The sequence below is a fragment of the Puniceicoccus vermicola genome, assembly GCF_014230055.1.
In the GTDB taxonomy this organism is placed as follows: domain Bacteria; phylum Verrucomicrobiota; class Verrucomicrobiia; order Opitutales; family Puniceicoccaceae; genus Puniceicoccus; species Puniceicoccus vermicola.
The window spans coordinates 30,404-56,082 of record NZ_JACHVA010000081.1 but is presented as its reverse complement, the minus strand read 5'-3'; the positions used below and the strand labels follow the sequence as shown (position 1 = coordinate 56,082).

General features: G+C 55.7%; 21 protein-coding genes, 1 tRNA gene, 1 other RNA gene and 1 pseudogene. 9 read left to right on the top strand and 15 right to left on the bottom strand.

The window, feature by feature from the left end; genetic code table 11:
• The first annotated feature begins 66 nt into the window (after positions 1-66).
• Genes H5P30_RS09600 through H5P30_RS09590 form a run of 3 tightly spaced genes read left to right on the top strand, consistent with a single transcriptional unit; the run spans position 67 to position 2,382 of the window.
• A complete protein-coding gene (locus H5P30_RS09600; protein ID WP_185692727.1) occupies positions 67-849 on the top strand; it encodes a transporter substrate-binding domain-containing protein in 783 nt (260 codons plus the stop codon).
• Between the two features lie 55 nt (positions 850-904).
• A complete protein-coding gene (locus H5P30_RS09595) occupies positions 905-1,654 on the top strand; it encodes an amino acid ABC transporter permease (protein ID WP_221774335.1) in 750 nt (249 codons plus the stop codon).
• A complete protein-coding gene (locus tag H5P30_RS09590) occupies positions 1,651-2,382 on the top strand; it encodes an amino acid ABC transporter ATP-binding protein (protein ID WP_185692725.1) in 732 nt (243 codons plus the stop codon). The genes H5P30_RS09595 and H5P30_RS09590 overlap by 4 nt, the downstream gene beginning before the upstream one ends.
• Before the next feature lie 14 nt (positions 2,383-2,396).
• Here H5P30_RS09590 and H5P30_RS09585 read toward each other — a convergent pair whose 3' ends face one another.
• The 10 genes from H5P30_RS09585 to H5P30_RS09545 all read right to left on the bottom strand — a co-directional run bounded on the left by H5P30_RS09585 (position 2,397) and on the right by H5P30_RS09545 (position 10,930).
• Positions 2,397-3,107, bottom strand: coding sequence for a sulfite exporter TauE/SafE family protein (locus tag H5P30_RS09585; RefSeq protein ID WP_185692724.1), 711 nt, complete (start codon positions 3,105-3,107; stop codon positions 2,397-2,399).
• 26 nt (positions 3,108-3,133) lie between these two features.
• Positions 3,134-3,268 carry a hypothetical protein gene (locus H5P30_RS22250; protein WP_281388041.1) on the bottom strand — a complete coding sequence of 45 codons (135 nt, stop codon included), beginning with the start codon at positions 3,266-3,268 and terminating at the stop codon, positions 3,134-3,136.
• A complete protein-coding gene (gene ccoG, locus H5P30_RS09580) occupies positions 3,265-4,734 on the bottom strand; it encodes a cytochrome c oxidase accessory protein CcoG (RefSeq protein WP_185692723.1) in 1,470 nt (489 codons plus the stop codon). Before ccoG ends, H5P30_RS22250 begins: the two co-directional genes overlap by 4 nt.
• A complete protein-coding gene (locus tag H5P30_RS09575) occupies positions 4,721-5,293 on the bottom strand; it encodes a cbb3-type cytochrome c oxidase N-terminal domain-containing protein (protein ID WP_185692722.1) in 573 nt (190 codons plus the stop codon). Before H5P30_RS09575 ends, ccoG begins: the two co-directional genes overlap by 14 nt.
• The gene (locus H5P30_RS09570; RefSeq protein WP_185692721.1) at positions 5,274-5,474 is read right to left on the bottom strand and encodes a hypothetical protein; all 201 of its coding nucleotides are present in this window, start codon (positions 5,472-5,474) and stop codon (positions 5,274-5,276) included. Before H5P30_RS09570 ends, H5P30_RS09575 begins: the two co-directional genes overlap by 20 nt.
• A 33-nt stretch (positions 5,475-5,507) precedes the next feature.
• A complete protein-coding gene (ccoN, locus tag H5P30_RS09565) occupies positions 5,508-7,946 on the bottom strand; it encodes a cytochrome-c oxidase, cbb3-type subunit I (RefSeq protein ID WP_185692720.1) in 2,439 nt (812 codons plus the stop codon).
• Between the two features lie 30 nt (positions 7,947-7,976).
• Complete coding sequence (locus H5P30_RS09560; RefSeq protein ID WP_185692719.1) at positions 7,977-8,141, bottom strand: hypothetical protein; 165 nt, start codon at positions 8,139-8,141, stop codon at positions 7,977-7,979.
• Positions 8,142-8,358: 217 nt separating this feature from the next.
• The gene (locus H5P30_RS09555; RefSeq protein ID WP_185692718.1) at positions 8,359-9,456 is read right to left on the bottom strand and encodes an LptF/LptG family permease; all 1,098 of its coding nucleotides are present in this window, start codon (positions 9,454-9,456) and stop codon (positions 8,359-8,361) included.
• 15 nt (positions 9,457-9,471) lie between these two features.
• Positions 9,472-10,767: a DUF1343 domain-containing protein gene (locus H5P30_RS09550; RefSeq protein WP_185692717.1), complete on the bottom strand. Its 1,296-nt coding sequence runs from the start codon at positions 10,765-10,767 to the stop codon at positions 9,472-9,474.
• A gap of 87 nt (positions 10,768-10,854) precedes the next feature.
• Positions 10,855-10,930, bottom strand: a tRNA-Phe gene (locus H5P30_RS09545).
• Between the two features lie 220 nt (positions 10,931-11,150).
• Here H5P30_RS09545 and ssrS point away from each other — a divergent pair.
• Positions 11,151-11,322, top strand: a non-coding RNA gene (ssrS, locus tag H5P30_RS09540) — 6S RNA.
• A gap of 23 nt (positions 11,323-11,345) precedes the next feature.
• Here the strand turns inward: ssrS and H5P30_RS22475 are convergent.
• From H5P30_RS22475 to H5P30_RS09520, 4 genes are all read right to left on the bottom strand, one after another.
• On the bottom strand, positions 11,346-12,464 hold the full coding sequence (locus H5P30_RS22475) for an HD domain-containing phosphohydrolase (protein WP_221774334.1): 1,119 nt from the start codon (positions 12,462-12,464) through the stop codon (positions 11,346-11,348).
• A gap of 81 nt (positions 12,465-12,545) precedes the next feature.
• Positions 12,546-15,161, bottom strand: coding sequence for an alpha/beta fold hydrolase (locus H5P30_RS09530; RefSeq protein WP_185692716.1), 2,616 nt, complete (start codon positions 15,159-15,161; stop codon positions 12,546-12,548).
• Positions 15,158-15,907 carry an NRDE family protein gene (locus H5P30_RS09525; RefSeq protein WP_185692715.1) on the bottom strand — a complete coding sequence of 250 codons (750 nt, stop codon included), beginning with the start codon at positions 15,905-15,907 and terminating at the stop codon, positions 15,158-15,160. Before H5P30_RS09525 ends, H5P30_RS09530 begins: the two co-directional genes overlap by 4 nt.
• The gene (locus tag H5P30_RS09520) at positions 15,907-16,467 is read right to left on the bottom strand and encodes a DinB family protein (protein WP_185692714.1); all 561 of its coding nucleotides are present in this window, start codon (positions 16,465-16,467) and stop codon (positions 15,907-15,909) included. Before H5P30_RS09520 ends, H5P30_RS09525 begins: the two co-directional genes overlap by 1 nt.
• 553 nt (positions 16,468-17,020) lie before the next feature.
• Between H5P30_RS09520 and H5P30_RS09515 the strand changes: the two genes are divergently transcribed.
• From H5P30_RS09515 to H5P30_RS09500, 4 genes and pseudogenes are all read left to right on the top strand, one after another.
• The gene (locus tag H5P30_RS09515) at positions 17,021-18,391 is read left to right on the top strand and encodes a coiled-coil domain-containing protein (protein ID WP_221774333.1); all 1,371 of its coding nucleotides are present in this window, start codon (positions 17,021-17,023) and stop codon (positions 18,389-18,391) included.
• Between the two features lie 79 nt (positions 18,392-18,470).
• Complete coding sequence (locus H5P30_RS09510; RefSeq protein WP_185692713.1) at positions 18,471-19,673, top strand: quaternary amine ABC transporter ATP-binding protein; 1,203 nt, start codon at positions 18,471-18,473, stop codon at positions 19,671-19,673.
• 876 nt (positions 19,674-20,549) lie between these two features.
• Positions 20,550-21,248: pseudogene (locus tag H5P30_RS22470) on the top strand (ABC transporter permease); the annotation flags it as partial.
• Positions 21,249-21,265: 17 nt separating this feature from the next.
• Positions 21,266-22,105 (top strand): glycine betaine ABC transporter substrate-binding protein, encoded by an 840-nt coding sequence (locus H5P30_RS09500; RefSeq protein WP_185692711.1) that lies wholly within the window; start codon positions 21,266-21,268, stop codon positions 22,103-22,105.
• A gap of 98 nt (positions 22,106-22,203) precedes the next feature.
• On the opposite strand, the gene H5P30_RS09495 is transcribed toward H5P30_RS09500, so the two are convergent.
• Positions 22,204-24,495 (bottom strand): heavy metal translocating P-type ATPase, encoded by a 2,292-nt coding sequence (locus H5P30_RS09495; RefSeq protein WP_185692710.1) that lies wholly within the window; start codon positions 24,493-24,495, stop codon positions 22,204-22,206.
• A 180-nt stretch (positions 24,496-24,675) separates the two neighbouring features.
• Here H5P30_RS09495 and H5P30_RS09490 point away from each other — a divergent pair, with 180 nt between their 5' ends.
• On the top strand, positions 24,676-25,647 hold the full coding sequence (locus tag H5P30_RS09490) for an AAA family ATPase (protein WP_185692709.1): 972 nt from the start codon (positions 24,676-24,678) through the stop codon (positions 25,645-25,647).
• The last annotated feature ends 32 nt before the right edge of the window (positions 25,648-25,679 follow it).

Genomic DNA, 25,679 nt, shown 5'->3' with positions numbered 1-25,679 from the left:
TGAGGGTGGGGCGGGAAACTTTGGATTCGATTGGATTTCTTCGCGAGGATGGGCAACTCTATGAGCATGTCCGCTGGGATTTTGCGCCGTACTTTTCTCCTTCTCCTTTTTCCTTTCTGTCTTTTTGCGGAGAAAGCCCAAGACCCTTTGCGGGTCGGAATGGAGCTGGCCTATCCTCCGTTTGAGATGACTGATGCCGCGGGAGCTCCGGATGGGGTGAGCGTGGCGATCGCCGAGGCGTTGGGAGAGTTTTTGGATCGTCCGGTCGAGATTCGGAATATTCCTTTCCAGGGGCTCATTCCAGCACTGAGAACCGGAAAGATTGACCTCATTCTCTCCTCAATGACCCAAACGGAGGAGCGGGCGCGGGCGATTGATTTTTCGGACCCCTATTTGACCACGGGTCTGACTCTTCTGGTGGGAAAGGACTCCGGGATCGAATCGATCGATGATGTTGGCGATGGCTCGGTGGTGGCGGTGAAGCAGGGGACGACTGGGCATCTCTACGCGATGAGAAATCTGCCGAGATCGAGGGTTCTGGTTCTTGATAAGGAGTCGGCGGCGGTGCTTGAGGTGGTCCAAGGCAAGGCCGATGCGTTCATCTACGACCAGATGTCGACTTTCAAGCATTGGCAGCGCAATCCGGACTCCACCCGTGCTCTCCTCGACCCCTTTCGCAAAGAGTATTGGGCGATCGGGGTAAAAAAGGGGAATCAGTCTCTCCTAGATTCGGTGAATACTTTTCTTGCGGAGTTTCGGGCTTCCGGTGGGTTTGACGACTTGGGTGATCGCTATTTGTCAGAGCAGAAGGAGGCCTTTGCGGAGTTGGGCTATCCCTTTGTCTTTTAGTTTGTTTCGCTGAATGGCTTTTCTCTCCATCTGGAAAAAATCCGAGATTCCGGGCGTGAAACCGTCTCTCACCGGGCAATGTCTCGGATGGGCGGTCGCCTTTCTCGGATTGGCCGCGTTTTTCAGCTTTGCTTTCTTGCAACTGGATTATGCCTGGAATTGGGAGGGCGTCTGGGAATATCGGCAGAAGTTCCTCAACGGATGGATTACCACGGTCTGGATTTCAGCAGCGGCGTTGTTCCTGAGCGCGGTTCTCGGCTTTGGGGTGGCACTCGCGCGGTCGTCGCCGGTCTATATCTTGCGGAGCCTTTCGACCGTGTATGTGGAATTGATTCGGGGGACGCCGTTTCTGGTCCAGATTCTCATCTTTTTTTACATCGTTGCCGACGGATATGGGATTTCCAATCGGTATATGGTCGGGGTTTTGGCGCTGTCGCTTTTCTCCGGAGCCTACATCGCGGAGATTTTTCGTGCGGGCATTGAGAATGTTTCAGCATCACAACGGGAAAGTGCCCGGGCCGTGGGATTCACGCGGTGGCAAACCCTCCGATTTGTTATTCTACCTCAGGCGATCCGGCAGACGTTGCCTCCGTTGAGCGGGCAGTTTGCGTCTTTGATCAAAGATAGTTCGCTCCTTTCGATCATTGCGGTGAATGAGCTGACGTTGAACGCTCAGGAGGTGAATTCTTTCACCTTCAGTGCCTTCGAGAGTTTTCTACCGCTGGCCTGCGGCTATTTGATTTTAACTCTCCCGATTTCCCTGTTTTCCCGACGTATGGAGGAGCGTCTGAAGCATCCGTCATGAAGCTGAAGGTCGACCAGTTGTCTTTGCGATTCGGAGAGAGCGAGGTGCTCCGCAGAATGTCGGCAGAAATTTCGGAGACCCGCGTTCTGGCAGTCGTGGGTCCTTCAGGTGGGGGAAAATCGACGCTCCTGCGAGTCTTGTCGGGGCTCTTGCGTCCCGATGAAGGACAGGTTCTCTGGTCGGGGGGGCCGATGTCTTTCCGGGAGAAGGATCTTCTCGCGTATCGCCGCCGGGTCGGCACCGTTTTTCAGGCCTTCAATCTCTTCCCGCATCTTTCAGCCTTGGCGAATATCACTCTTCCGCTGGTGAAGGTGCATGGTTGCTCGCCCGAGGAAGCACGACAGCGGGCGGAGACCCATCTCAATCGCTTCCAGCTGCTCGCTCACGCTGGGAAGAAGCCGGGAGCCCTTTCCGGAGGGCAGAGGCAGAGGGTAGCGATTGCGCGGGCGATGGCGATTCAGCCCGAGTTGCTCTTTTTCGACGAGCCAACGTCAGCCTTGGATCCGGAAATGACCTACGAAGTCCTCGAAGCGATCCGGGAGGTTCGGGAGGAGGACCGTGATTTGGTCTTGGTGACCCACGAAATCGGATTCGCCCGAGAAGTTGCGGATGAGTTGTGGTTTCTCCACGATGGAAAAATTCTCGAGACGGGACCGCCTCAGCAGGTGATCGACCAGCCTCGTACGGAGGAGGCTCAGCGGTTTTTTGAGCGGATACTCCGCTGGTGAATCTGACTCCCGACCTAGAAGCAGAAAGGGCAGTTTTCCATACTTCCGTCTGGCATCTGGACCAAGTCGGGGCCGGCATAGAGCCGCCAGGCAATCATGGCCGCGAGGATGAGGGCCATGCCGCGTTGAATCCGTTTCATCCAGATCGGAGAAATACGCGTCTGGATCCGGGCGTATTGAGTATGAGTCAGCCAAATGAGGGGCAGAGTCCCCAGTGCGAAAGCGAAAAGAAACTGAGCGCCGTTGGTCATCGATCCGGTCATGAGGGCAACGCCCAAGACCAGATAGAGGGGGCCGCAGGGGAGGAATGGTGTGACCAGACCGAGGAGGCCTCCGGCGAAGGTGCGAGGGAGCTTCCGGAACTTCAAGTTGAGCTTAAAAAACCACTTGCTGACGAACTTGGGTTTCGGAATTCGTTTTTCGAGGCCGAAGGCGACGGCGACAAAGAAGATGACCAAGGCCCATGGGAAAAAGTGCAGGGAGCTGGTGTCGAACCAGGTAAACGGGGCCGCCCCGACTGCTCCGGCGATGGCTCCCAAGAGCGTGTAGGCAAAGACGCGGGCTCCGTGGTAGACCGAGGTGACCACGATCGGATTGGCTTTGTCTTCGCCTTGAGGAAGAAAGGCGCAAGCCAGCGGTCCGCACATCCCCACGCAGTGGACCGATGTGACGACTCCCGCGAGAAATGCTGCGGTGGGGCCGGTAATAGTTTGCGGGTCAATCATGGATCGTGGAAAGGCCTAACTGTAGATTAGAATTGGCTTGGTTCAATCTGTTCCGGCGCATTGTTCACGGCGAGGTAGATAAAAAAGACCCATGCTCCGACAGAAAGGAGGAAGAGGATGACCAGAAAGATCCATGGATATCTTTTCAGGATTCCTCTCATGAATCGCCTCCGAACTGGAGTTCCATATCTTCACGGAGTAGGCGGGGGTCGGGTCCGAGAAATTCCACTTCGCGGGAGACGGTGAAATCTCCCGGTTGTCCGTTTACCTGAATCGTCAAAGGAAAGGGCCCGTCGTATTTTTCTTTCGGGAGAAGGATGACGTATGGGCGGACAATTTCCTGCATCGGGGCGACGGTGATCGAGCCCTCGAAACCGGCCGTAGAGAGGCCTTCTTGTTCGGAGACCGCCTCAACCGAGAACGTAGCCGGTTGGTTACGCTTGTTGATCAGACGAAGGTTGAACTGGTTGCGGATGCTGCCGTCCGATACGAAGAAAGGCGTTCCGGTCATCCGTGAGACACCGAGATTGCCGGGTTTGACGTGTGTCACTGAGATTGCGAACGCGGCAATCCCGAAGCTCATGAGAGCAAAGTACAGGAACAGGCGGGGTCGGATGATCTTGTGCTTCTTGCCGGAGAGACCATTCAAGGAATCGTAACGGACGAGACCGCGCGGGCGACCGATCTTATCCATCACCTCGTTACAGGCGTCTACACAGTTCGAGCAGCCGATGCATTCCATCTGGAGGCCTTGGCGGATATCGATACCCGTGGGGCATACGGAGACGCACCGGTGACAGTCGATGCAGTCTCCTTCCTGAAAAATCTGATCGGCTTCCGAACTCTCTGGAGCTTTACGGGCTCTCTTTTTTCGTCCGCGCGGTTCGCCGCGGATTTCATCGTAGCCGATGACGACGGAATCATCGTCGATCAGAGCGGATTGGAGTCGGCCGTAGGGGCAGATGATGAGGCACAGCTGTTCGCGGAACCACGAGAAATTGAAATAGAGCACCCCGGTCATGAAGAGCATGAATACGAAAGCCCGGGGATGGGAGGCTGGTCCTTCGGACAGCCAGGAGAAAAGGATATCCACCGTGATGAAATACGAGAGGAAGAGGTGGGCAATCATCCCGGCGAGGATGATGTAGATGCCGTGTTTCAGGAGTCTCTTCGTGACCTTCTCGGGGCACCATTCCATGGCGTCGAGTTCCTTCTGCTTCTTGGCAGGACCCTCGATCCATCGCTCCACGCGGCGGAAGACGTGCTCAAGGAAGACGGTTTGGGGGCAGGCCCAACCGCACCAGATGCGCCCGAAGAGCGAGGTGACGAGAAAGAGCAGAAAGCCGAGCCCGGTAATAAAAAAGAAGAGAATCCAGAGATCCTCGGCCGCCAGAGTGAGGCCGAAGAGGTGGAAGCGGCGATCTGCGATATCGAGAAAAACGGCTGGATAGCCGTTGATCGGAATCCAAGGGAGGGAGACGTAGATCAGGATCAGCAAAATGGCGCTGATCCGCCGTAGTAGAGTGTATTTTCCCCGCACATCGGCGGGACGAAGGAAATTCCGCGAACCGTCTTGGGCGATGGTCGTAACCGATTCGCGAGAGGGGGTCTGTTTATTGCGGTTCATTGCCACCTCCGTCGCCTTCTCCGGAGGAGTGGTGCGACAATACGTAGGCAACTACTTCGGCGACCTTCTTAGGCCCGAGAGTGGGGCCCCAAGCCTGCATCCCGGTTCCTGCGACACCGTTATTGACCGTGTTATAGACCTCGACAGGCTGTCCGCCGTGGACCCACTCGGCGTCGACGAGGTTGAAGCCGATGCCTCCCTTGAGGTCGGTGCCGTGACAGGTGTAGCAGATGGATTGGAAAGTTTCTCGACCCGCGGCGACGAACTGGTCGTTGCGACTCATCTTCCAAAGGTTGTCGTTGTCGAGCATGGCCAAGGTCGCTTCGAGATTGGCGGCTTCGATCACTTGGAGTCGGGCCTCTAGCTCGGCGACGTCGGATTTTCCGACATTGGACTGGAAGTAGAAGAACCAGTAAACGATGGCGAATGCGATCGCCCCGTAAAGGGTTACGAGCCACCAATTGGGGAGTCTCTGGTCGTATTCCTGAATCCCGTCATACTTGTGCTCGAGGAGACGGACTCCGGACTGCTGGTCATCCTTATTCGGGTTTGCGCTCATTGTCTGATGAATCGGATTTTTCTTTTTCCGCAGAGAGGGGAAGATTGGCCATCTCGGAAGCCTTGTCCTTTCTCATACGAATCGCGCGGACGACGATCAGGAGAAAGAGAAGAAAGCTGATGCAAAAAGCAAGAATGGGCAGGATTTGCTGCCATTCTGCGTATTGGATTCGGTGAAACATAGTTTAGCTTGTCCTCTAAAATCGTTGTTTCGATTAATCGTTTTTGGCGGTTCGAGCGGTCTCCTCGTAGGCTCCGAGCTTTTGGAGGTAGGAGATGAGAGCGACCATCTTGCTGTCGGGATCGACATAGAACTGCCGTTCTTTCAAATCATTGGCGATCTCGAGCGCCTGCTTTTCGGCGAGACTGCGGACAATCTCTTCGTCCATCTCGACCGGGTAGGGCACTCCGAGCCAGTCACGTTGAACGGCAATACGGTCGGCGAGGCTGGGAATATCGATCTTCTGGTCGGCGAGGAACGGATAGTTCGGCATCGTCGATCCGGGAGAAAGATCTCGTGGATTCATCAAGTGACCATACTGCCAGACGTTATCCCGTTTCCCGATCCGCATATAGGTGTATCCGTCCTTGATCGCACCGCCTTCGCGGGCGAGGTCTGGACCAGTCCGCTTGGAGCCCCATTGGAAGGGGAAGTCATAAATGGACTCACCGAGGCGGGAATACCCCTGATCCTGGCGGGAGCCATAGCGGAGGACGTCCGGGACCATGGTCCGGATCATTTGGCTGTGACAATTGTAGCAACCCTCACTGATGAAGATATCGCGTCCGGCGAGTTCGAGGGGCGTGTAGGGGATCTGGATTCGGCCTTCGATGTTGGAGGCCCGCTCGACTGTAATTGTCGGAATAATCTGGATCGCACCGCCGATCGCGACGGAGATGAAGGTCAGGATGGTAAAGCCCGCCCAGTTCTTGAGGAGCTTGTCGTACCATTCGACCCAGCGGGCACCACTGATCTCAAAGTGGGCTACGGCCCCGAGAACGGTGAGAATGGAACCGATCATCCCAAGGATGAGCCATCCGCCGCCCCCAAAGAGCCAGAAGGATCCGAAAACAATGATTCCGGTCGAGTAGGCGACTGGAGCATTGATGAAGGCTTTGAGGAAGCCGGGTTCACGCGACTCATCGATCTCGACTTCGATTGTTCCTGTGGTCGGTTCCCCGGCGCGAATGGTGCGGAAAATATTGTAGGCCAGCAACACATAGCCTGCGAGGTAGAAAACGCCGCCGATGAGGCGGAACAGCATCGGTGCCCGAATTGCATTCAGGGTTTCGATAAACTCGGGGTAGGCGAGAGTCGTGCCGTTGACCGCGTTGAGCATGATGCCCTGAGTGATTCCGGAGACCCACATCGCTCCGACGTAGAGGAGGATGCCGATCATCCCCAGCCAGAAGTGGAGATTGGCGAGGGCGACCGAGTGAAGACCCCGGCAGCTGACTTCGGCATCGTGGGGTTCGACCGGGTCCTTCTTCCGCCGCCAGAGGCGGGGTGCGAGCCAGTAGAACATCCCGGCGGCCATGAAACCGTTCCAACCAAGAGTTCCCGAGTGGACGTGACCGATGGTCCAGTCTGAATAGTGGGAGAGGCTGTTTAGGGATTTGATAGCGAGGAGGGGGCCTTCGAAAGTGGCCATCCCGTAAAATGTCACTCCGGCAATGAGGAACTTGAGAACCGGGTCCGTGCGAAGACGGTGCCAAGCCCCGCGAAGGGTGAGGAGGCCGTTGAGCATTCCCCCCCAGGAGGGCGCCCAGAGCATGAGGCTGAAGATCATTCCGAGAGCTTGGAGCCAGCTTGGCAGGGCGGTGTTCAAGAGGTGGTGAGGGCCGGCCCAGATGTAGATAAAGACCAGCGACCAGAAGTGAATGACCGAGAGGCGGTAACTGTAGACCGGGCGCTGAGCCGCTTTCGGGATGAAGTAGTACATGATCCCGAGGATCGGTGTCGTCAGGAAGAAGGCTACGGCGTTGTGTCCATACCACCACTGGACGAGAGCATCCTGAACCCCGGCAAATATCGGGTAGCTGTGGGTGAAGCTGGTCGGGATGGACAGGTGGTTAACGATGTAGAGCATCGCCACGGTTACGATTGTCGCGATGTAGAACCAGAGGGCAACGTAGAGGCTGCGCTCATTGCGTCGGATCAAGGTCCAGAAGAAATTGATGGCGAAGACGACCCAGATCAGCACCACGCAGATGTTGATCGGCCAAATCAGCTCGGCGTATTCCTTCCCGCGGGTAAGACCGATCGGGAGAGAGATTGCCGCTCCGACGATGATCAGTTGCCATCCCCAGAAGTGAATTTTGGAGAGTAGGTCGGAGGCGAGCCGGCAGCGGCAGAGTCGTTGGGTGGAGTAGTAGACACCGGCGAACATCATGTTCCCGACAAATGCGAAGATGGCCGCGTTTGTGTGGAGGGGGCGGAGGCGTCCGAAAGTGATTTGCTGGAGGCCTTCGTTCTGGATGAGGCCAAAGGTTAGCCACTCCAGAAACTTTCCGTTCATCTGCCAAAAGTTTAGCTGTGAGGCGATGAGGGCTCCGGCCGACATTCCGATGACGCCCCAAAAGATCGAGGCAATCGTGAACTGCCGGACAATCCGGTCATCGTATTCAATGGTTACGCGGGAATGGTTTTCCATTTTTCTAATTCGTGGCAATCGAGAGAAATATTATTGAGAGCTTTCCTGTGAGGTTCGCTGGTCCTCTTCCCGCAAAGGTTGCAGGGAGTCCTGCTCGGGGCTACCGGAGTGGCGCTGGTGTAGGAAGAGGAATAGGCATAGGAAAAGAGTGGCTAGAAGTAGGCTGATGAGGATGGTCAAGCCAATCACGTTCATCGGAAAGAGAATTGTTTCAGCTCGGCTAATGCCGAGAGACTCAATAAAAATAGCATCTAATAGCTATTAGCATAACTATGAGCCGGGCATCAAGCAATAAGTAGCCTTGATACGGGTTCTCATTAGTGGATTTTCCGCAAAAGTTTGTTTATCGCGGAGCCGATGTGGGAATTCCAAATTAGAGGAGGCCCAAAGCTCGGAATGCGCGGGTGCTGGATCAAGCGTTTTGGCGATACATCCAAATACCCGCCGCGGTCGCGATGACGAAAGGGCTCCACGCCGCGAGGAGCGAGGGGAGGATTTCGCGCTGACCGGCGAACGAGAAGACTGCGGTGACAGCAAAGAATCCCAGATAGATCCAGACGGCGCGGAAAAAACCTCCGGAAGCGCGGGAACGGCCACTGCCCAAGGCGCAGGGGAGCGTGATCAGAACGACCACGAAAAACTGGAAAGGGGAGGAAAGAATCGAGTAGTAGCGAGCGCGGTAGGGTTTACTCTTGGGCACATTCCCCATTTCGCTCAGGAGGCCGGCGAGTTGGTTGAGGGAAAGATCTTTCGGCCGCTGGCTGAATCCAACCAGTAGGATCGGGCTCATTTCGCTATTTATGAGCTCCATTTGATCGAACTGGACGAGGGACTCGGGGATTCCGGAATCTTCGCTCAAGTTCATAATCAGCCCGTCCTCGAGGATCCAGTGTTCCTTCTCGGTATCGTAGACGGCTCGGGCGGCTTCATAGCGGATGCGCTTGCCGTCCCCTTGGGGCAGAGAGACGGAGACGCCGAAAGCCTCGTTGCTCGAGCGGCGATAGACCTCCACAAACCAAATCTCATCGCTGCCGGGAATCGCGACGGCGAGATCCTGGGTGGTTCCGCGGATATGGTCGCTGCGGCTGGCCAGGTCTTTTTCTTTGACCTGCTCCTTGATCAGACGCGAGTTCTCGATGGATGAAGGGGCAAGGGAGCCGTTTAGCCAGAGAAGGACGGCGGCGAGAAGTCCCGCGGCGATCCAGTAAGCGCGGCTGAGGCGAAAGAGACTGATGCCTGCCGAACGGATTGCCACGATCTCTCCGTTGCGGTGAAGAGAGGCCAGGGAGAAGAGGAGCGAGAGCAGAAAGCAGATCGGAAGCAGGGAGGGGAGATATCCCGGGATGAGAAGCAGAAAAAAGGTGATGACCTGATCCAACGGTGCCTTGCGGTCGAGAAATCCGGGGAGCTCGTTGTAGATCTCACTCAGTAAGAGGAGCCCGAGGATGGCTCCCGCAGCGAGGGTGAAGATTTTCACCCACTCGCGGAAGATGTAGAGGTCGATGCGCAAAGCCGGAACTGCCGTTTATTGATAGATCCAGTAGCGCTGGCTGAACTCTTGGAAAGTGTCCGCCTCGAGCTCGAACTTGCGAAGGAAATATTTCAGGTCAACCCGGCCACCTTGAGTCGAGATGGCGTTCCACCACTCGGTCGAGCCGACGTGCTTGTTGTAGAGGGTCATCTGCGCTTCGGTGGCCGAGGCGAAAGGATTCTTTCCGGACCATTGGGCGGCGAGCTTCATCATTTCAAAGCTCAGCTGGGTCGGACGGAGGACATTGTAATCGTCGACGATCACGTACACGCCCATGCCCATGCTGCGGTTGGGGAGTTGATAGCGCTTCAACTGGTAGCTGAGGCCGGGAATTTTCAATTGTTCCAGCTTGGCCTTCAGGGTGATGGGCGACATGCCGGGATAGGTGAGAAGGCGGAAGGGGAACGGAGTGCCATAACCGTGGCGGAAGCCGCCCAGTTGCGTGCCCAGCCCGGTCATCGGATAGCCGAGAACGGCGGAGAGGTCGGGGATGGCTGGGGAGGTTGGCACCCAGCGCAAGCCGGTTTGAGGCCAGAGCATGGAGCGCTTCCATCCCTTCATCGGCACGATCTTGAGATCCCCCTCGAGGCGAACCTTTGCGGGGACTTCGAGCCAACCGGGCACTTCTTTCAGCATCCGGGCCAGCTCTCCGATGGTGAGACCATAGACGTAGGGCATCCGGTAGTCGCCGACGTAGCTCATCCAGCGGGTTTCCATCATCGGACCGTCGACCTTGAGGCCTCCGAGCGGATTGGGGCGATCGAGGACGATGAACTCCACGTCGTTTTCAAAACAGGCCTCCATCGCCAGCTTCATGCAGCTGATGTAGGTGTAGGAGCGGACGCCGAGATCCTGCAAATCGACAACCATGGCATCGATGTTGGAGAGCATCTCCGGGGTGGGCTTGCGGTATTTGCCGTAGAGCGAAAAAACGGGGAGGCCAGTTTTGGGGTCAATCCGGTCGAGGACGGGAACGTTGGCTTTCTCGTTGCCGTAGACGCCGTGCTCGGGGCCGAAGAGGGCGACCAGATCGACATTCGACGCGCGGTTGAGGACCTGAATCGTCGACTCCCCTTGGCGGTTCACTCCGGCGGGATGAGTGAGTAGCCCGATGCGCTTTCCCTCCAAGAGGTCGAACCCCCGCTGGTTAAGAGTGTCGATTCCGAGAAAGATCGAGCGAACGGTGCGGGGTTTGGCCGAGCTCTGACTCTGGGCGGAGGCAGCGACTGGCATGCCCAAGGCAAGGCCGAGAGAGAGGAGGCTGAAGAGGCGAGTGAAGACCGAATTCATGAGGTTTTGTTCCTATTCGGCGCGTCTCAGAATGACGAGGAGAATTTTAACGACGAGCTTCGGTGGGGCCCGGTTTTTTCCGGTGAGTGGTGGCCAGAGGCAGAATCGAACTGCCGACACAAGGATTTTCAGTCCTCTGCTCTACCGACTGAGCTATCTGGCCGTTTCCTTTGAGGGAAAAGATGAGGGATGTCGAAGCAAGGGAGAGAGGTCAAGCAAAGCTTCGAAAAAATCTTTCTTGGATGATTTTTTTGATTATAGAAACCAGGTTTCAAAAAGTTGACGGATTGAATGGTGAAGAATCGGAGGGGAGCATTTTCCGAATTAAAATCGGATGGAGGCGCTTGCGTTCCGGCGAGGAATGTGGTCTCTTCCGGGCTGAGACATTCCTGGGGCGTTCGGCCTTTCAACCGTTTCTTTCCTTACTCTATCAATAAGGGAGCTCGATCCCGAGCGGGTGCTGTCAAGCCGCCCATCGGAAGACAAAGCCCGTGAGGAGAGCACCCACCTGGTTTTCGAAGGAAAGAACATCCTATCGGCGCATCCGGGTTTGTCTCTCCTCCCCGGGGGGAGACGCTTTAGGTTGTGGGAGGCTCGCTATTGGAGATCTTTTCCCGCGTCGCGGAAAACTCCTGTTCGCAGGCGAGGAATGCGTCGACGATACGGGGGTCGAAATGGGTTCCGCTCTCTTCTTTAATGATTGCTACAGCTTTCTCGTGGGAGAATGGATCCTTGTAGGGCCGGCGGGAGCGAAGGGCATCGTAGACGTCCGCCAAGCCCATGATCCGGGCGCAGAGGGGGATGTCTTCACCGGCGAGGCCATCGGGATATCCGGTGCCGTCCCATCTTTCGTGGTGGGAGCGGGCGATCTTGATGGCCATGGAGAGAAAATGGTTGGAGGGGAACTTTTTAAAGACCGCGTGCAAGGTGTCGGCACCGATGACGGAGTGGCGCTTCATGATGTCGAACTCGTCGGGTGTGAGCTTTCCCGGTTTAAGGAGGATGCTGTCCTCAATGCCGACTTTTCCGATGTCATGGAGGGCGCTGGTGCAGACGATGTCTTCGAGGAACCTATCGTCGATGTGCTCGGAGTAGGGACCTTTGCGCAGTTCCAGAGAGAGGATTCTGCAGAAAATCTGGATCCTCGCCATGTGCTTTCCCGTTTCGAAGTCGCGGGACTCGGAGAGTTTGGCCAACGCGAAAATCAGCGCCATCTGGGATTGGGAGATTTCTTGCACCTGCTGTTCGACCAAATCGCTGAGCGTTCTCGCGGTGGCCCGGGCCTCTTCCTGCTTGCGGCTTAATTCCAGGTGAGTGGTGATGCGAACATCGATCTCTTTGGCGTGGAAGGGCTTGGTCAGATAATCGACGGCTCCGACTTGGAAGGCGCGAACCTTTTCGAAGGGTTCCTGAACTCCGCTGACAAAAATGATGGGGACGTGGCTCAGAGAGTCGATTTCCCGAATCAGCTCACACGAGCGATAGCCATCGGGATCCGGCATGATCGCGTCGAGGAGAATGAGATCGGGTTGAATGCTCTCTGCCGACTCGAGGGCTTCGGTGGCTTTTTCGAAGCCGAATGTCTTATGTCCCTGTTCTTCGAGAATCTTGCAAATCATCTCCAGTGTTTCCACTGAATCGTCGACGACGAGAATTTTGGAGCGTTCTCCTAAACCGGGGGTTATTGAATCCTGCACTGTGAAAAATGTTGGGTCGGGGTTGCTCGGAAGGCGAACTTTTTCAGTAAGAGTTTGGTTTTTTACGGATTTTGTAATCGTTTACGAGGCAGGGGTTTGGGTCTTCTCTTTGGTTTTAACTGGCCGACCTCTCATCGCGTTGACCATGAGGTGAAGAGTTTTTCCGGCGGACCAAGGTTCGTGTCCCGCCTTTCGGTTCTCTGCAGCGATCTCGAAGGCCCGAGCCCATTGGGCGAAGACTACGCTGTAGGCGTACATGAGGGAGTGCTTCGGGTCGTAGATGTGGGTGGGTTCTGAGGTGATCCCATTAAATTCGAGGACGGTCAGGTGCTGTCCTCTTTGAAGGTCTTCATCGGATGGGCACTTGACGTCCAGACGACCGAAGCAGAGGCCTTCCACCCCGTCGAAGATCTGGTTAACCGCCTCAGTGAGCTCGGGAGTGAGTAGTGACGATCCGTCGAGGAAGAGGCTGCCACGGCAATGGGATCCGAGGGTCGCCAGTTCGTATTCTTCTCCTTTGGGAGGAATCGAGAGCAGGTGCGCACGATGCTTGTCGCGGAAGTAAGAATAGCAGCAGACGGCGCGATCGTCTGCGAGAATCAGTTCATCAAGCGTTTTGATCCCATCTCCGGTCACGGTTGTATGAATCTTGCGGGTGATTGATGTGACGCGTCCCTTGGATTCGCTGGGCTTCTTTTCGAAGAAAATCCCGTATTCCAGGCCGGGGATAAATTCTTGGACGATCGGATCCCGGTCAATCTCCTCAAGGGCGCGGATCAGATCAGACTCGTTGTGAACAATCGAGACCCCATCGCCCCGTTCGCCGAAATCCGGTTTGCAGACCAAGGGAAACGGGGACGGTAGCTGATCCTGAAAACTGCGGATCTGTGGGAGCCACTCTTGAACGGAGCCTTGAGGGGGGAGAGAGAGAGTCCGGGCGATCTGGCCCTTTCCCGATTCCAGGAGGGAGTAGATCTCACGTTTGGACTCGAAGGCGATCCCACCTCCTGCGATTCCCGGATTGGCTCCGGTAAAGAGGGAGGGTTTGCGGTGCCGGATCCCGAGCCAGAGAACCCAAAGAACCACGGGAGGGTAAAAAATCCAACGAGGCCAAAACTCCCAGCGGACCTTTCGTTTCCAGGAGCCGTAGGAGATGCGACGTCCGCGGGCGGTGAGGAGCGGTACGATTACCTTGGTCACGAAGAGGATGAAGGCGATCAGCACGATGAGGGCGGGGAGGGCCCAGTGCTCGAATCTGGCGAAAATCTGAAGCAGGGGGTTCCCGATGAGCATCGCGAGTCCCACGAGCAAGGGGGTCCAGATAATCGCGGCGATCAGGAAGTAGAGGAGGAATTTGGATACCTGGGTTCGGGCCATTCCTGCCGCAAAATAGACCGCGAGTCGGCTGCCGGGGATAAAGCGGGAGGAGAGGATTACGACTGCGCCGCGGCGGATAAACCATTCTTGAGCGGTGTCGAGACGCTCCTCGGTGAGAACCCAGCGGAACGGCGGATAACGGACCGCTTGTGTCCCGAAGAATCGACCGCCGAAGAAAATCGCGAGATCGCCGACCAGGATGCCGAGGAAGCAAGCGAGCGTGGCCACCGTAAAGGACAAGGTTCCGGCTGCTGCGAGGATTCCAGCGATCACGCAGGTAAGATCTTCGCTGGCGAAGGTGGCAAAAAAGAGAATGACGGCGAGAAACATCAATCCTCGACCGGAGGCGGGAGCGCCCGGACTCGAAGCTTTCTTTTCGGCAGCTTGCAGCAGGCGGGTTGGCGAGGCGTCCGCCTTTGCCCGGGCGACACCTGCTGCCGATTCATGGACGAAACCGTCGATCCGCCGAGCGACGTCGGCCGCTTTTCTCATGATCAGTATGTGACCACCCTTCATCTCCACCAGTTCGCTCTGGGGGACGATGCGGTGATGCTCCCGGGCTGCCGAGACGGGGACGAGAGCATCTTCCTTTCCATGAATGATCAGAGTCGGAACTTCGACCTGGGAGAGGATTTTGCGGAGTGGGCGCTGGTCTGCATCCGAAAAACTGCGGGCGTAGTCGCTGTTGAGGATCGCGTTGTCGAGGTAGCCGAAATGGGGAACTAGCTCTTCGACGAGGACGAAGAAGCCGAGCTGCAGAGAGTGTAGAGCGTGGTTGAGGGTATAGTTTCCCAGGAGCTCTTGCTCTTGAACTCCGATGGACGACACGAGAATGAGACTGCTCACCTCATCGGGATGCTGTTGGATCATCTGGAGGGCCGGACCTCCGCCCCGGCTGTAGGCAACGACCTGGACCGAAGGAATGCCGAGGGATTCAATGAGCTGGTGAAGGTAGTCCGCGTCGGCGCGAAAGGACCCATCCTCTACCTCATAGGTGGAGTTGCCGTGCCCAGGGAGGTCCGGGGCGATGAGGCGGAGATCTTCGGGGAGCTCGTCAAGAAGCGGCAGGAGAGCATCCGTTGCGACCGGGCTCCCGTGAATGAGGAGGACCGGGATCCCATCCTTGGGGCCTTCATCGAGATAGGCGATGCGGATCGAGTTCCCCTCGTCCTCGCCATAGCCCTGGGCGACAAAGGTTTTTTGCTCTCGATCCAGGACCGGTTTCGTCGGGAAGACCGCTCTCTTGAGATGGGATGCACCCAAGAGGACCAAATAGAGAGCCAGAATCCAGAGGAACCACTTCTTGCGCCGTGCGTTCATGAAAAGAGTTTGCGCGGGGTCCGGACCTCCGTGGGGTTGAGAAACGTACTGTTCTCCGGATCAAAAAATTGGTGCCGCATCGAAATCTCCCCGCCTCCGAGGCGAACGATGGTGAGAGAGCGGGTATGGGCATCGTCTCGGACCATTGCCGGACCATAGGCGGGTTGATCGGGGGTGGATGTCCCGTGGAACTCCAGGAGCTCATGAAGTTTGGGGCGGATCCCGACCTGCTTCTGATAAAGGTCTCGTCGAAATTCTGTGACCTCATTGCTCTTCCACGAGGAGGTCGTCAGGGGAAGTTTTACCTCGGTGATGTTGGAGTTGGTCAGGGTTGAGCCGTTCCAGGTCAGGAGCTCACCATCGCCGTCGGCCGAGTAGAGGACGAGATGAAATGGCTCGAAATGGGATTCTTGCACTCGCCCGGCGATTTCGGAGATCGATTGCTCCGCGCGTTTGTGGGCGACCGCGGTAATGGGAAGGGTGCCGCGGCTAATGGTTTCCGGATGCTTTGGCTTTCCCATTTGGGTGCTGGCGTCGTAATGGTTTAGAATCGCGGCGGTCAAACCGTACTCATTCACGGCGATCCAGCTTCCTTGGCTTTGTGGGTCGGTTGGAGCGAGGAATCGCGGGAGGTGAATCGGTTCGTGTATTCGCGGGGGCACTTCGACCGGGCGGGTCCGGCGCTCATCCCGATTAAATAGGAAGCACCGAAAACGGTCACCCTCCATCCAAGTTGCCGTACACATTACTGGCTGGCCTGGCTCTGCTGGGACTGTTGGCTAGAAAGGCTCTTGCGGTGAGCCAAAGTCGAAGGAGCGACGCCAAAGTCATCGGGGACCCCGTATCCGTTGTGGCGGGCGATCATCGCGATGAGAGCATAATGGTGAACCGTATGGCTGAGTCCGAAAAAGAGTTCCCTCTCGGCCGTTGTAGGAATTTCGGCTTCCGGATCGTCAGCGGAGATGCGAAGGGATAGGTCAGATTTGAAGTCATTTGGACGATCATTCTCACCGGTAAGACGAGTGCGGATGGTTTCGATTCGTTGAAGGGCGCGGTCTGGACGTTTCTCGGTTTCTGCGTCGCGGTCGCGGGAGTGGTAATCGACCTTCCCGGACTCGAGGCCGTCGAGGAGACTATCATAGTGGTCGAGGATATGTCGCAAATGGGCACCGATTGAGGACGGGAATACTGGGGCCTCCGTCGCTCCGTAGAGTTCTTCCGGCATGCCGTTGAGAAAGTCGACCGCCTGATTGAGGAGAGCCAGATTTGCCTTAGTCGCCGAAGCATTGAGTAGGTGGGTCATCATGAATGGAAGATGTCAATTAACGGTCGTTGGTCGGTCCGGGACGGAGCCGGCTAGTCTGATGTTCTGTGAGCGGTTGAATGTAAAGTGGGAGAGGAGAGCGGTTGCTCTGATTTTCTTTTGAGGGCGAAAGCAAAATTTTTCAATGTCGAAACGAATAGGGAGAAAGGGGAGGGTTTCCCTTGCATCGCTTGTGGAATGGCGGTTTAGTCAGCGCAATTCGGGTTCGAAGATCGTCTGGTGAGTAGACGGTATCAAAACTCTAATTAAAAATCGGATTTATTATAAAAGACTGGCTCGGAGACACTTCCCGAGCGAAGAAAGCGGCCGACGTCCTATTTGAAGGGTTCGGCAGTAGGTTTGGTAGAACCACTTATAAAATGCCTCAGCAATCGCTGGGGCTTTTCCGCTTTTGGGGCCTTGTTCATCCGTCGGAGCGAGATTGGTTTTTACCCCTATTAGCAGGTGTTGTCCATGAATTCCGTTTCGGCGGAGCTGCACCATCTCCGAATGGCAAAGACTTTTTCGAGTACAAACCTCAACACGAAAACGAAACATGAAACGAAATAAACTGATAAGGATGAATCACTGGGGGAGGACCGCTGTAACCGGTCTCCTGCTCGCGGGCCTTGTCTCCAGCTCACAGGCACAGTCAAGGCCAGAGCCGGAGGAATCCGTGGAACAATTACAAGAAAAGGTTCGCGATCTCAATCGCCAGCTTGAAGAAGCCAAGAAAGCCTTGGCGGAGAGCCAGAAGGAGGATCAGCAGGCCGAACAGGAAGCCTCCCAGGCGGAAACGATGCAGCAGGAGCTTGATCGGATCGAGGCATCGCCGAAGATCGGACCCATTACTTTCGGCGGAGCGATCCGTGCGAACTATATCTATGGTGACTATGTTGATACCGGAGGACCTTCACGGGGAAGTGACGGAGGAAACTTCGAGCTCGATACTTTTCGCATTAACGCAGACCTCCTTTACGGGAACATCGTCGGTAAAGCAGAGTATCGCTGGTATAACGGTTATAATTTCTTCCATACCGCATGGCTCGGATACAATTTCGAGGATGATAGTCAGGTTCAGGTGGGTCTGAATCGGGTTCCTTTCGGCGCCGGACCCTATGGCGTTTCCCAAAGTTGGTTCTTTGACCAGTCTTACTACGTCGGTCTTGCCGATGATATGGACCTGGGGATCAAGTACCTGTTCAACCTAGGGGACACCGAACTCGCTCTGGCTTACTACTATTCCGCTCAGCCGAATGGATTGGGTTATACCGATCACGCTGCTCGCTACGACTCCGACATGGTCAGAAATGACGAAGGTGTTGGATATGAAGAGCGCAATCAGGTCAATGCCCGCATTATTCAGCCTATTGAATGGGACGAAGGCATTACAACGGACCTCGGGGCTTCTTTTCAGATCGGTCAGCTGATCAATAAAGGGGATGCAGACGAAGGCGAAGATGGCACCGCTTACGCAACTGCGGTCCACGCGGTGAACCAAATCCATAACTGGAAGCTCGCACTGCAGCTCACCTATTACAACTACGACATTGATGGTTCTGATCTGATCAATCGTGGTTTTTATGACTTCTACGCGGATATCGCGACCGAAGGTTGGATTCCTGCCGTTTCCTTGAGTTACTACAAGGAGACTCCGGATATCCTCTGGCTCGACTATGTGATTCCTTATATTGAGTACAGCTCGATTATGAAGAACGGTGAGACCGCTGATGGCGCCAGCTTCAAGGACAGTGATTTGTTCACGATTGGAGCCGCATGGGCGCACAACGGTTGGTATATCTATACTGAATACGCGTATTCGAACGGTAACTCCTTTGTCGGAGGCGATCCATACAATAACTTCGGTGCGAATTTGGATGCGACCTGGGAAGGCCGATTCAACATTAACTTCGGTTATTACTTCTGATCGGTCGTTTCGACGGCATTTTTAACACGGAAACCGGCGGAGTCGATCCTCCGCCGGTTTCTTCACCCATTGAATTATTATGAGCGAAGCGAATATCGTTGAGGTAAAGAACCTCTACAAAATCTTCGGTAACAATCCGAAAGAGCGGGCCATGCCTCTCGTTGAGAAAGGGTTGTCGAAGGCCGAGATTCTTGAGAAGACCGGATGCACCGTTGGAATTAACAACGCATCCTTTTCGGTGCGAAAGCGTGAGATCTTTGTGATTATGGGACTTTCCGGAAGCGGTAAGTCGACGGTCATTCGTTGCGTGAATCGGCTTATCGGTGCAACCGCAGGGCAGGTGCTCGTCGATGGCCGCGACGTGCTTTCGGCCTCACGGGAAGAATTGCGGGAGATCCGCCGGAAGAAGATGAGCATGGTCTTCCAGCGTTTTGGCCTGCTTCCACACCGAACGGTGATCGATAATGTCGCTTTTGGCCTGGAGATTCAGGGAATCCGAAAAGAAGAGCGCTACAAGAAAGCGCAAAAGGCGATCGAGACAGTCGGTCTAGCTGGCTACGAAGAAAGCATGACGCAGGCACTGAGCGGCGGCATGCAACAGCGAGTCGGTTTGGCTCGGGCTCTCGCCAATGACCCGGAGATCCTGCTTATGGATGAAGCCTTTTCGGCGCTCGACCCGTTGATTCGGGTGCAACTCCAAGACGAGTTGCTCGAGTTGCAGGCAAAGGATCATCGAACGATTTTATTCATCACCCACGATTTGGACGAAGCTCTCAAGTTGGGTGACCGGATTGCGATTATGAAGGACGGGGAAGTCGTCCAAGTCGGAACCCCGGAAGAAATTCTCAGCAAACCGGCAAATGACTATGTGCGCGATTTTGTTGAGAACGTAGACCGTAGTAAGGTCATTACCGCGGGTTCGATCATGCGCAAGACCGACGTTGCTTATGTATCGAATGGACCTCACCAAGCGTTGCGGCAAATGAGGAAGCTCGGCGCGTCTACGTTGTATGTGCTGGATCCCGACCGGAAGTTTCGTGGGCTAATTCGATTGGAAGAGGTTGCGGAACTGGCGAAGAAAACGCCAGAGAAGGAAGACGAACGCCGCACAATCGAGTCGGTCATTCATACTGAATACTATACGACGTCTCCCGATGTCCCCATTGCGGATCTTCTCGAGGAGTCGGCCAAGAATATTGTGCCACTAGCCGTCGTTGATGAAAAAGGTGCCTTCCGCGGTATCGTAACCCGCCCAGCTATTCTCTCCGGTATTGCCGGATAATTTATCGTCATGATTAACATACCTATAGGTGAATATTTTGAGCTGATGGTCCGTTGGCTGAAATCGTCGTTTTCGGCGTTTTTCGACGGAATCAGCACCGTCCTCGACTTTCCGATTCAGGTGGTCGAAAGCACACTCCTTCTTGAAACGGAGGGACTCTATCCATCCATCCTTTTTGGGATCCTGCTGGCCATTGTGGCTGGTTTTCTGGGACGTCGTCTCTGGGGTGGGAAAGCTTTTCTCCCCATGTTCCTGGCGTTGGCTCTGGTTTTCGGAGGCGCGGAATTCTGGCGTTTGAGAACACTCTCTTCGGAGGTAACTCCCGAATTAGCGGCATCGATGGAAAAGGAATTTAATACCATGCTAGGGTCGCTCGAAGAGTCTGCCCCCGAGGACTTTTCCGGAGCGGAAACCGTTTTGGAAAACATCCGGGACGCGGTGCCCGAGAACGACGATCGTGATTCCGCCGAGTATCAGGTTCGGGATGCGGCAGGTGATGGCCTCCGGGATATCCGCCGAGCGAGGTCCGCGGAATACGATGAGGTGTTCGATGCTTTGGATGAGACTTCGGAAGCGTTAGCGGAACACCTCGTGGAGATTTCGGAATCCAATTTGAGTGCTCTGGAAAATGAGCGTGAACGCTACGAGAGTTTGACTCTGATTGAGGAGTCAGAGCGTCTGATCGATGATCTTCAAGAAGTCGTCGAAGACGGAGAGGGCGGTCTGCTCAATGGGTTTATCAACCATCGCTCCTATTCGGAGATTCGCGAATTGCTCACCGTGACCCAGGCTTATTATGCCGAACAGGGTAAGGATCAGATTGCGGATGAGGCGAAGGCCGTCGACAAATCCATGGCTCTTTTGAATCCAGATCGTCTCCAATGGTTCGCCCCGGTCGCGACGACCGTCTTGATGGCGATGATTGCTTTCTTGATCGCTGGCGGAGGAATGACGGTCTTCACGATTGTCGGGTGCTTCCTGATCATATCGATGAACCTCTGGATTCCGACGATCGAGTCACTCGCGCTTGTCCTCTGTGCGACTTTCTTCGCACTATTGATTGGAGTTCCGGCTGGAATAATGGGCGCGCGTTCGAAGATTGCGGCGAAGATTATTCGCCCGGTTTTGGACTTTATGCAGACGATGCCAGCCTTCGTCTACTTGATCCCCGCGGTCATCTTTTTCGGTCTCGGAAAAGTCCCGGGCTCGATTGCGACGCTGGTGTTTGCAATGCCTCCGGCTGTTCGCCTGACCAGCTTGGGAATTCGCCAAGTGCCGGAGGAAGTCGTCGAAGCTGCGCAAGCGTTTGGCTCGACTGGAAAACAGCTTCTCTTTAAGGCCCAGCTGCCCATCGCTATGCCGACGATTCTCGCCGGTGTGAACCAGACCATCATGCTTTCCCTGTCGATGGTCGTCATCGCCGGGATGATTGGAGCCGGCGGATTGGGTGAAGTCGTTTTGAGCGGCATCACCCAGATGAAGCTGGGGCTCGGGTTTGAAGGCGGCCTTGCCGTTGTCATTCTCGCCATTTACCTCGACCGGGTTACCCAGGCTCTGGGAACCCCGAAAACCTAAAACCAAGAGAAAACACTATGAATAAGATAAAAACCATAACTTCGGTTTTCGCCGCCGGATTGATTTCGGCTGCCGCGACTGCCGATACCGTGAAGATTGCCTATCCGAATTGGTCGGAAGGGATCGCTATGACAAATCTGGTTGCAGCGATTCTCGAAGACGAGATGGGCTACGATGTGGACCTCACCCAAGCGGATCCTGGGGTCATCTATGCTGCACTGGCTGACGGAGATCAAGATCTTCTCCTGGATGCTTGGCTGCCGAACACTCACGCCGATTACTGGGATCAGTATGGCGATCAGCTTGAAAACCTCGGCACAACCTTCGGGTATGGGGTAACCGGTTTGGTCGTTCCCGCCTACATGGATGTGGAGAGCATTGAAGATCTCAATGACATCGCCGACGAGCTGGACAACAAGATTACCGGAATCGGAATGGGTGCCGGAATCACGAAGAACACCAACATCGCGATTGATGAGTATGACTTGGACTTCACCCAAGTGAACTCGAGCGGACCGGCAATGACGGCCGCCCTCGCCAATGCGATTGAGAATGAAGCGCCAATTGTGGTGACTGGTTGGAAACCTCACTGGATGTTCGGTCGCTTTGATCTGAAGGTCCTTACCGATCCCCGTGGCGTCTTCCCGATCGATGGATTGCGTAAAGTCTCCCGCGTCGGCTTCAGCGAAGACTATCCGGATGTGGCGGATTTCCTGAAGAACTTTTCGTTGACCGAAGATCAGCTCCTCTCGCTGATGCTCGCCATCGATGAATCGGACGACGACGCTTTGGACGTGGCTTCTGACTGGGCTCGTGATAACAGCCCTCTCGTTGAGTCCTGGCTCCCCCGCCGATAATTGTCGCAGAGTTTGAGTCGTTTCATCGACTCGACATTTTCAGGCCCTCCCCATTTTCGGGAGGGCCTTTTTTGTGGGGGGAGGTTTGGGAAGACTTCCTAGCTCTCGTCTGATTCCAGTCTCAGAAACAGGAGCCGGAGGCTGTTGAGGCAGACGAGGACGGTGCTTCCCTCGTGGGCGATAACTCCCACGGTGAGGGGCACGAGCCCGAGAATGGAGGTTCCCATCATCAGAACGACGGTGCCGAGGGCGATGGTCAGGTTCCACCGGATGATCCTCTTGGCGCGGACGCTGAGCAGAAAAGCGTCGAGGAACTTTTCGATTCGGTCGTTCATGAGGACGATCTCGGACTGCTCCAGAGCGGCGTCACTCCCGCGGGCGCCCATGCCCGCAGAGACGTAGGCGGCAGCGAGGCTAGGGGCGTCATTGACCCCGTCCCCGACCATCGCGACCTTGCGGCCTTCCGCTTTCAGATCGAGGATGGCTTGCACCTTGTCCTCGGGAAACAGACCGGCTCGAACCTCTTCAATGCCAAGTTTTTTGCCAACTTCTTCGGCGGTCGATCGACGGTCACCCGTCAGCATGACGGTGCGGATGCCGTGATCGTGAAAACGTCGCAGCACTTGGGCTGACTGGGAGCGGATGCGGTCCTGCAGGAGGACGCGTCCGATGAGGCCACGGTGAACCACCCAGACCTCGGTGATGGCCGGAGGGGGATCGGGGACGTTGCGCAACACCTCGCCGAGATCGTCTCGGGAGAAAAGTTCGCGGCGCCCGAGGAAGCACACTTCCTCATCCGAAACGGCTCGAATCCCTTGGCCACTGATCGATTGAAACTCGCTGACCTCCACGGCTTTGAGGTGGTTTTTCTCCCCATATTGGGTGATGGCACGGGCGATCGGGTGGTTGGAGTTGCGCTCGAGGGAGTAGGCGGTCTCGAGAATGAGCTGCTCGGAGCCTGGGGGAAAGCTCTCGGCTCCCGTAACTTCCAACTCGCCCGTGGTCAGCGTGCCAGTCTTGTCGAGAGCGACACAATCGATTTCGGCCAGTTTTTCAATCGGCGCTCCTCCCCGAAAAAGCACTCCCATGCGGGCTCCGCGAGCGATGCAGGCCAAAATAGCTGAGGGGATCGAGAGCACGAGCGCACAGGGGCTGGCGACGACGAGGAAAGTCATGGCGCGGTAGAAGGCAGAAGGCTCGCTTTCGGTCCCCAGGAATGGTGTGAGTCCCATGATGAGCCACCAGCCGAAAAACACGAGTGCGGTGGCGGCGAGCACCAGATAGGTGTAGTGAGTTCCAAAGCGGTCGGTGAATCGTTGGCTCGGAGCCCTCTGCTTCTGGGCCTGGTGGATGAGGCGGATGATTTTCTGAAGGGAGCTGTCCTCGGCCCGTCGGGTGACCTCCATCTGGACGGAGCCCCAGAGGTTGAGGGTGCCGCCGAAAATTTTATCCCCTTTCTCTTTTTCCACCGGAACGGATTCTCCGGTGAGGTTGGCTTCGTCGGCCGCCGTTTTCCCGCTGATTAAATTTCCATCGATGGGAAAGAGTTCGTCGGGCTTCACTTGGACGACCTGCCCAATTTCGACCTCGCCGATGGGGACTTCGCGAAAAGTTCCATCTGGGAGGCTGAGGCGCGCCTTCTTCGGGGCATTGGCGACGAGCGACCCGATCTCGCGATGGGTGCGATACATCGCGAAGTGTTCCAACGCACCCGAGAGGGAGAAGAGGAAGAGGAGAAGAGCCCCCTCGATGTAGGCACCGATCGCGGTGGCGCCGACTGCCACCGCGAGCATGAGGAAGTGGATGTCGAGAACGCCGCGACGAACCTTGTGGAATGCGTCGATCGAGGCATCCCATCCGCCTGCGATCATCGAAACTGCGTAGAAGCAGATAGCGACCGGGAAGGAAATCATTCCGGTCTTTTCCAGAAGAAATCCGGCTGCGAGTGAGACCCCGCAAATCCCCGCGAGTGCGGAGAGGAAACGCCATTCCTCGCCGGTGGCTTCTTCTTCGGAATCTTGCTCGTCGGGCCAGGAGAATTCGCGCCACCGCCAGAAATGGGGAGCGGTCGGGCAGCTTGCTTTTTCAAAGAGCAGCTGGCCGTCGATATTTTTGACGAGAATGCCTCGGCTGTGAATGATCGGCGCGCTTTTCCAGTGTTTCTCGCGGCGTTCGTTTTCGAGCTCTTCGATGACCCGGGAAAGTGTGTCCCGGAGCGTTTCCTCCAGCTCGCCTTCGTCCGACGGGCCCAGCGTAGCCAAAGCCACTCGTCGTTCCTCCGGTTTGACGAGAATCGCTTCTAAGTTGCCCTTCTTCCTAAGGAAATCGGCAAGAATATCCTGCCAGCTTTCCTTGCTGGGGGTCCCTGGAGAAGTAGGCGTTTGGCTCATTGTTTGGAATTATTCTAATTAAAATGTAGAGCCGAAACGATCTTTGGCGATCTAAAAATTATGTAAGTTCTCTGGATCGGATGGGGTGGAAAAGGGGAGGTCGGGAATGGATGGGAAGGATTGCTCGCTTTTCGTTTCGCGAGGTTGCATGGGCGGCATTTCTTCCCTTAGTATTAGGGAATGGAATCATCGGTCCTGGACAAGTCGCGGGTCAGCTGGGCGCGAGAACGCCTGTCGCTCCTTTCGGAGAATATCGGATCCGTAATCCGGGGGAAAGAGGAGGTCATTGAACAGGTGCTGGTCTGCGTGGTCGCAGGGGGACACCTTCTGGTCGAAGACCGTCCCGGTGTCGGGAAAACGACTTTGGCCTATTGCCTTGCCCGGTCGCTGGACGGCGATTTTTCGCGAATCCAGTTCACCAGTGATCTTTTGCCGTCTGATGTTCTTGGCGTTTCGGTCTTTGATGAGCGGGGGCGCGAATTTATTTTTCGGAAAGGGCCAATTTTTGCGAACATTGTCCTCGCGGATGAAATCAACCGCACGACCCCCAAAACGCAGTCCAGTTTGCTGGAAGTCATGGATCGCTCGAAGGTTTCGATTGATGGGGCGACTTATGAGGTGGGGAGGCCCTTTATGGTCTTTGCAACCCAGAATCCGGTCGATTTTGAGGGGACCTTTCCTCTGCCCGAGAGTCAGATGGACCGTTTCCTCATGCGCATTTCGATGGGGTATGTGGACTACGATTCCGAGTTGGAGATTTTACGGGATCCGAACCTGGCCTACGATGATTTGCGAATCGAGTCGGTGATTACGACGGAGGAGCTTCTGGAGATTCAGAAAATGGCGACTCAGGTCTTTCTCGAGGATTCGCTTGAGCACTACCTGTTGCGCATCGTCCAATCGACCCGAACGGAGGCGGAGTTTCGTTCCGGGGTCAGCACGCGGGGACTTCTCGCTCTGAAGCGGGCTGTTCAGGCCCGGGCGATTTGTGAGGGCCGGGATTTCGTGATCCCGGACGATGTTTTCTCGACGGCGCTTCCGGTGTTGGTCCACCGCCTGGTTCCTCGGAAGGCGACGGCGGATGCGATTGAGGAGCGCAAGATCGTTCAGCAGATTTTGAAGAGCATCATTGAAGAGATTCCGGCGCCCTAGCGGGTGCGGAGATCTTTAGGAGTTTTACGTTA

Coding starts and splice junctions, on each gene's coding strand:
- H5P30_RS09600 (WP_185692727.1), top strand. CDS start 67: ATGTCCGCTGGGATTTTGCGCCGTACTTTTCTCCTTCTCCTTTTTCCT.
- H5P30_RS09590 (WP_185692725.1), top strand. CDS start 1,651: ATGAAGCTGAAGGTCGACCAGTTGTCTTTGCGATTCGGAGAGAGCGAG.
- H5P30_RS09585 (WP_185692724.1), bottom strand. CDS start 3,107: ATGATTGACCCGCAAACTATTACCGGCCCCACCGCAGCATTTCTCGCG.
- H5P30_RS22250 (WP_281388041.1), bottom strand. CDS start 3,268: ATGAGAGGAATCCTGAAAAGATATCCATGGATCTTTCTGGTCATCCTC.
- ccoG (WP_185692723.1), bottom strand. CDS start 4,734: ATGAACCGCAATAAACAGACCCCCTCTCGCGAATCGGTTACGACCATC.
- H5P30_RS09575 (WP_185692722.1), bottom strand. CDS start 5,293: ATGAGCGCAAACCCGAATAAGGATGACCAGCAGTCCGGAGTCCGTCTC.
- H5P30_RS09570 (WP_185692721.1), bottom strand. CDS start 5,474: ATGTTTCACCGAATCCAATACGCAGAATGGCAGCAAATCCTGCCCATT.
- ccoN (WP_185692720.1), bottom strand. CDS start 7,946: ATGGAAAACCATTCCCGCGTAACCATTGAATACGATGACCGGATTGTC.
- H5P30_RS09560 (WP_185692719.1), bottom strand. CDS start 8,141: ATGAACGTGATTGGCTTGACCATCCTCATCAGCCTACTTCTAGCCACT.
- H5P30_RS09550 (WP_185692717.1), bottom strand. CDS start 10,767: ATGAATTCGGTCTTCACTCGCCTCTTCAGCCTCCTCTCTCTCGGCCTT.
- H5P30_RS09530 (WP_185692716.1), bottom strand. CDS start 15,161: ATGAACGCACGGCGCAAGAAGTGGTTCCTCTGGATTCTGGCTCTCTAT.
- H5P30_RS09525 (WP_185692715.1), bottom strand. CDS start 15,907: ATGTGTACGGCAACTTGGATGGAGGGTGACCGTTTTCGGTGCTTCCTA.
- H5P30_RS09520 (WP_185692714.1), bottom strand. CDS start 16,467: ATGATGACCCACCTACTCAATGCTTCGGCGACTAAGGCAAATCTGGCT.
- H5P30_RS09515 (WP_221774333.1), top strand. CDS start 17,021: ATGAAACGAAATAAACTGATAAGGATGAATCACTGGGGGAGGACCGCT.
- H5P30_RS09510 (WP_185692713.1), top strand. CDS start 18,471: ATGAGCGAAGCGAATATCGTTGAGGTAAAGAACCTCTACAAAATCTTC.
- H5P30_RS09500 (WP_185692711.1), top strand. CDS start 21,266: ATGAATAAGATAAAAACCATAACTTCGGTTTTCGCCGCCGGATTGATT.
- H5P30_RS09495 (WP_185692710.1), bottom strand. CDS start 24,495: ATGAGCCAAACGCCTACTTCTCCAGGGACCCCCAGCAAGGAAAGCTGG.
- H5P30_RS09490 (WP_185692709.1), top strand. CDS start 24,676: ATGGAATCATCGGTCCTGGACAAGTCGCGGGTCAGCTGGGCGCGAGAA.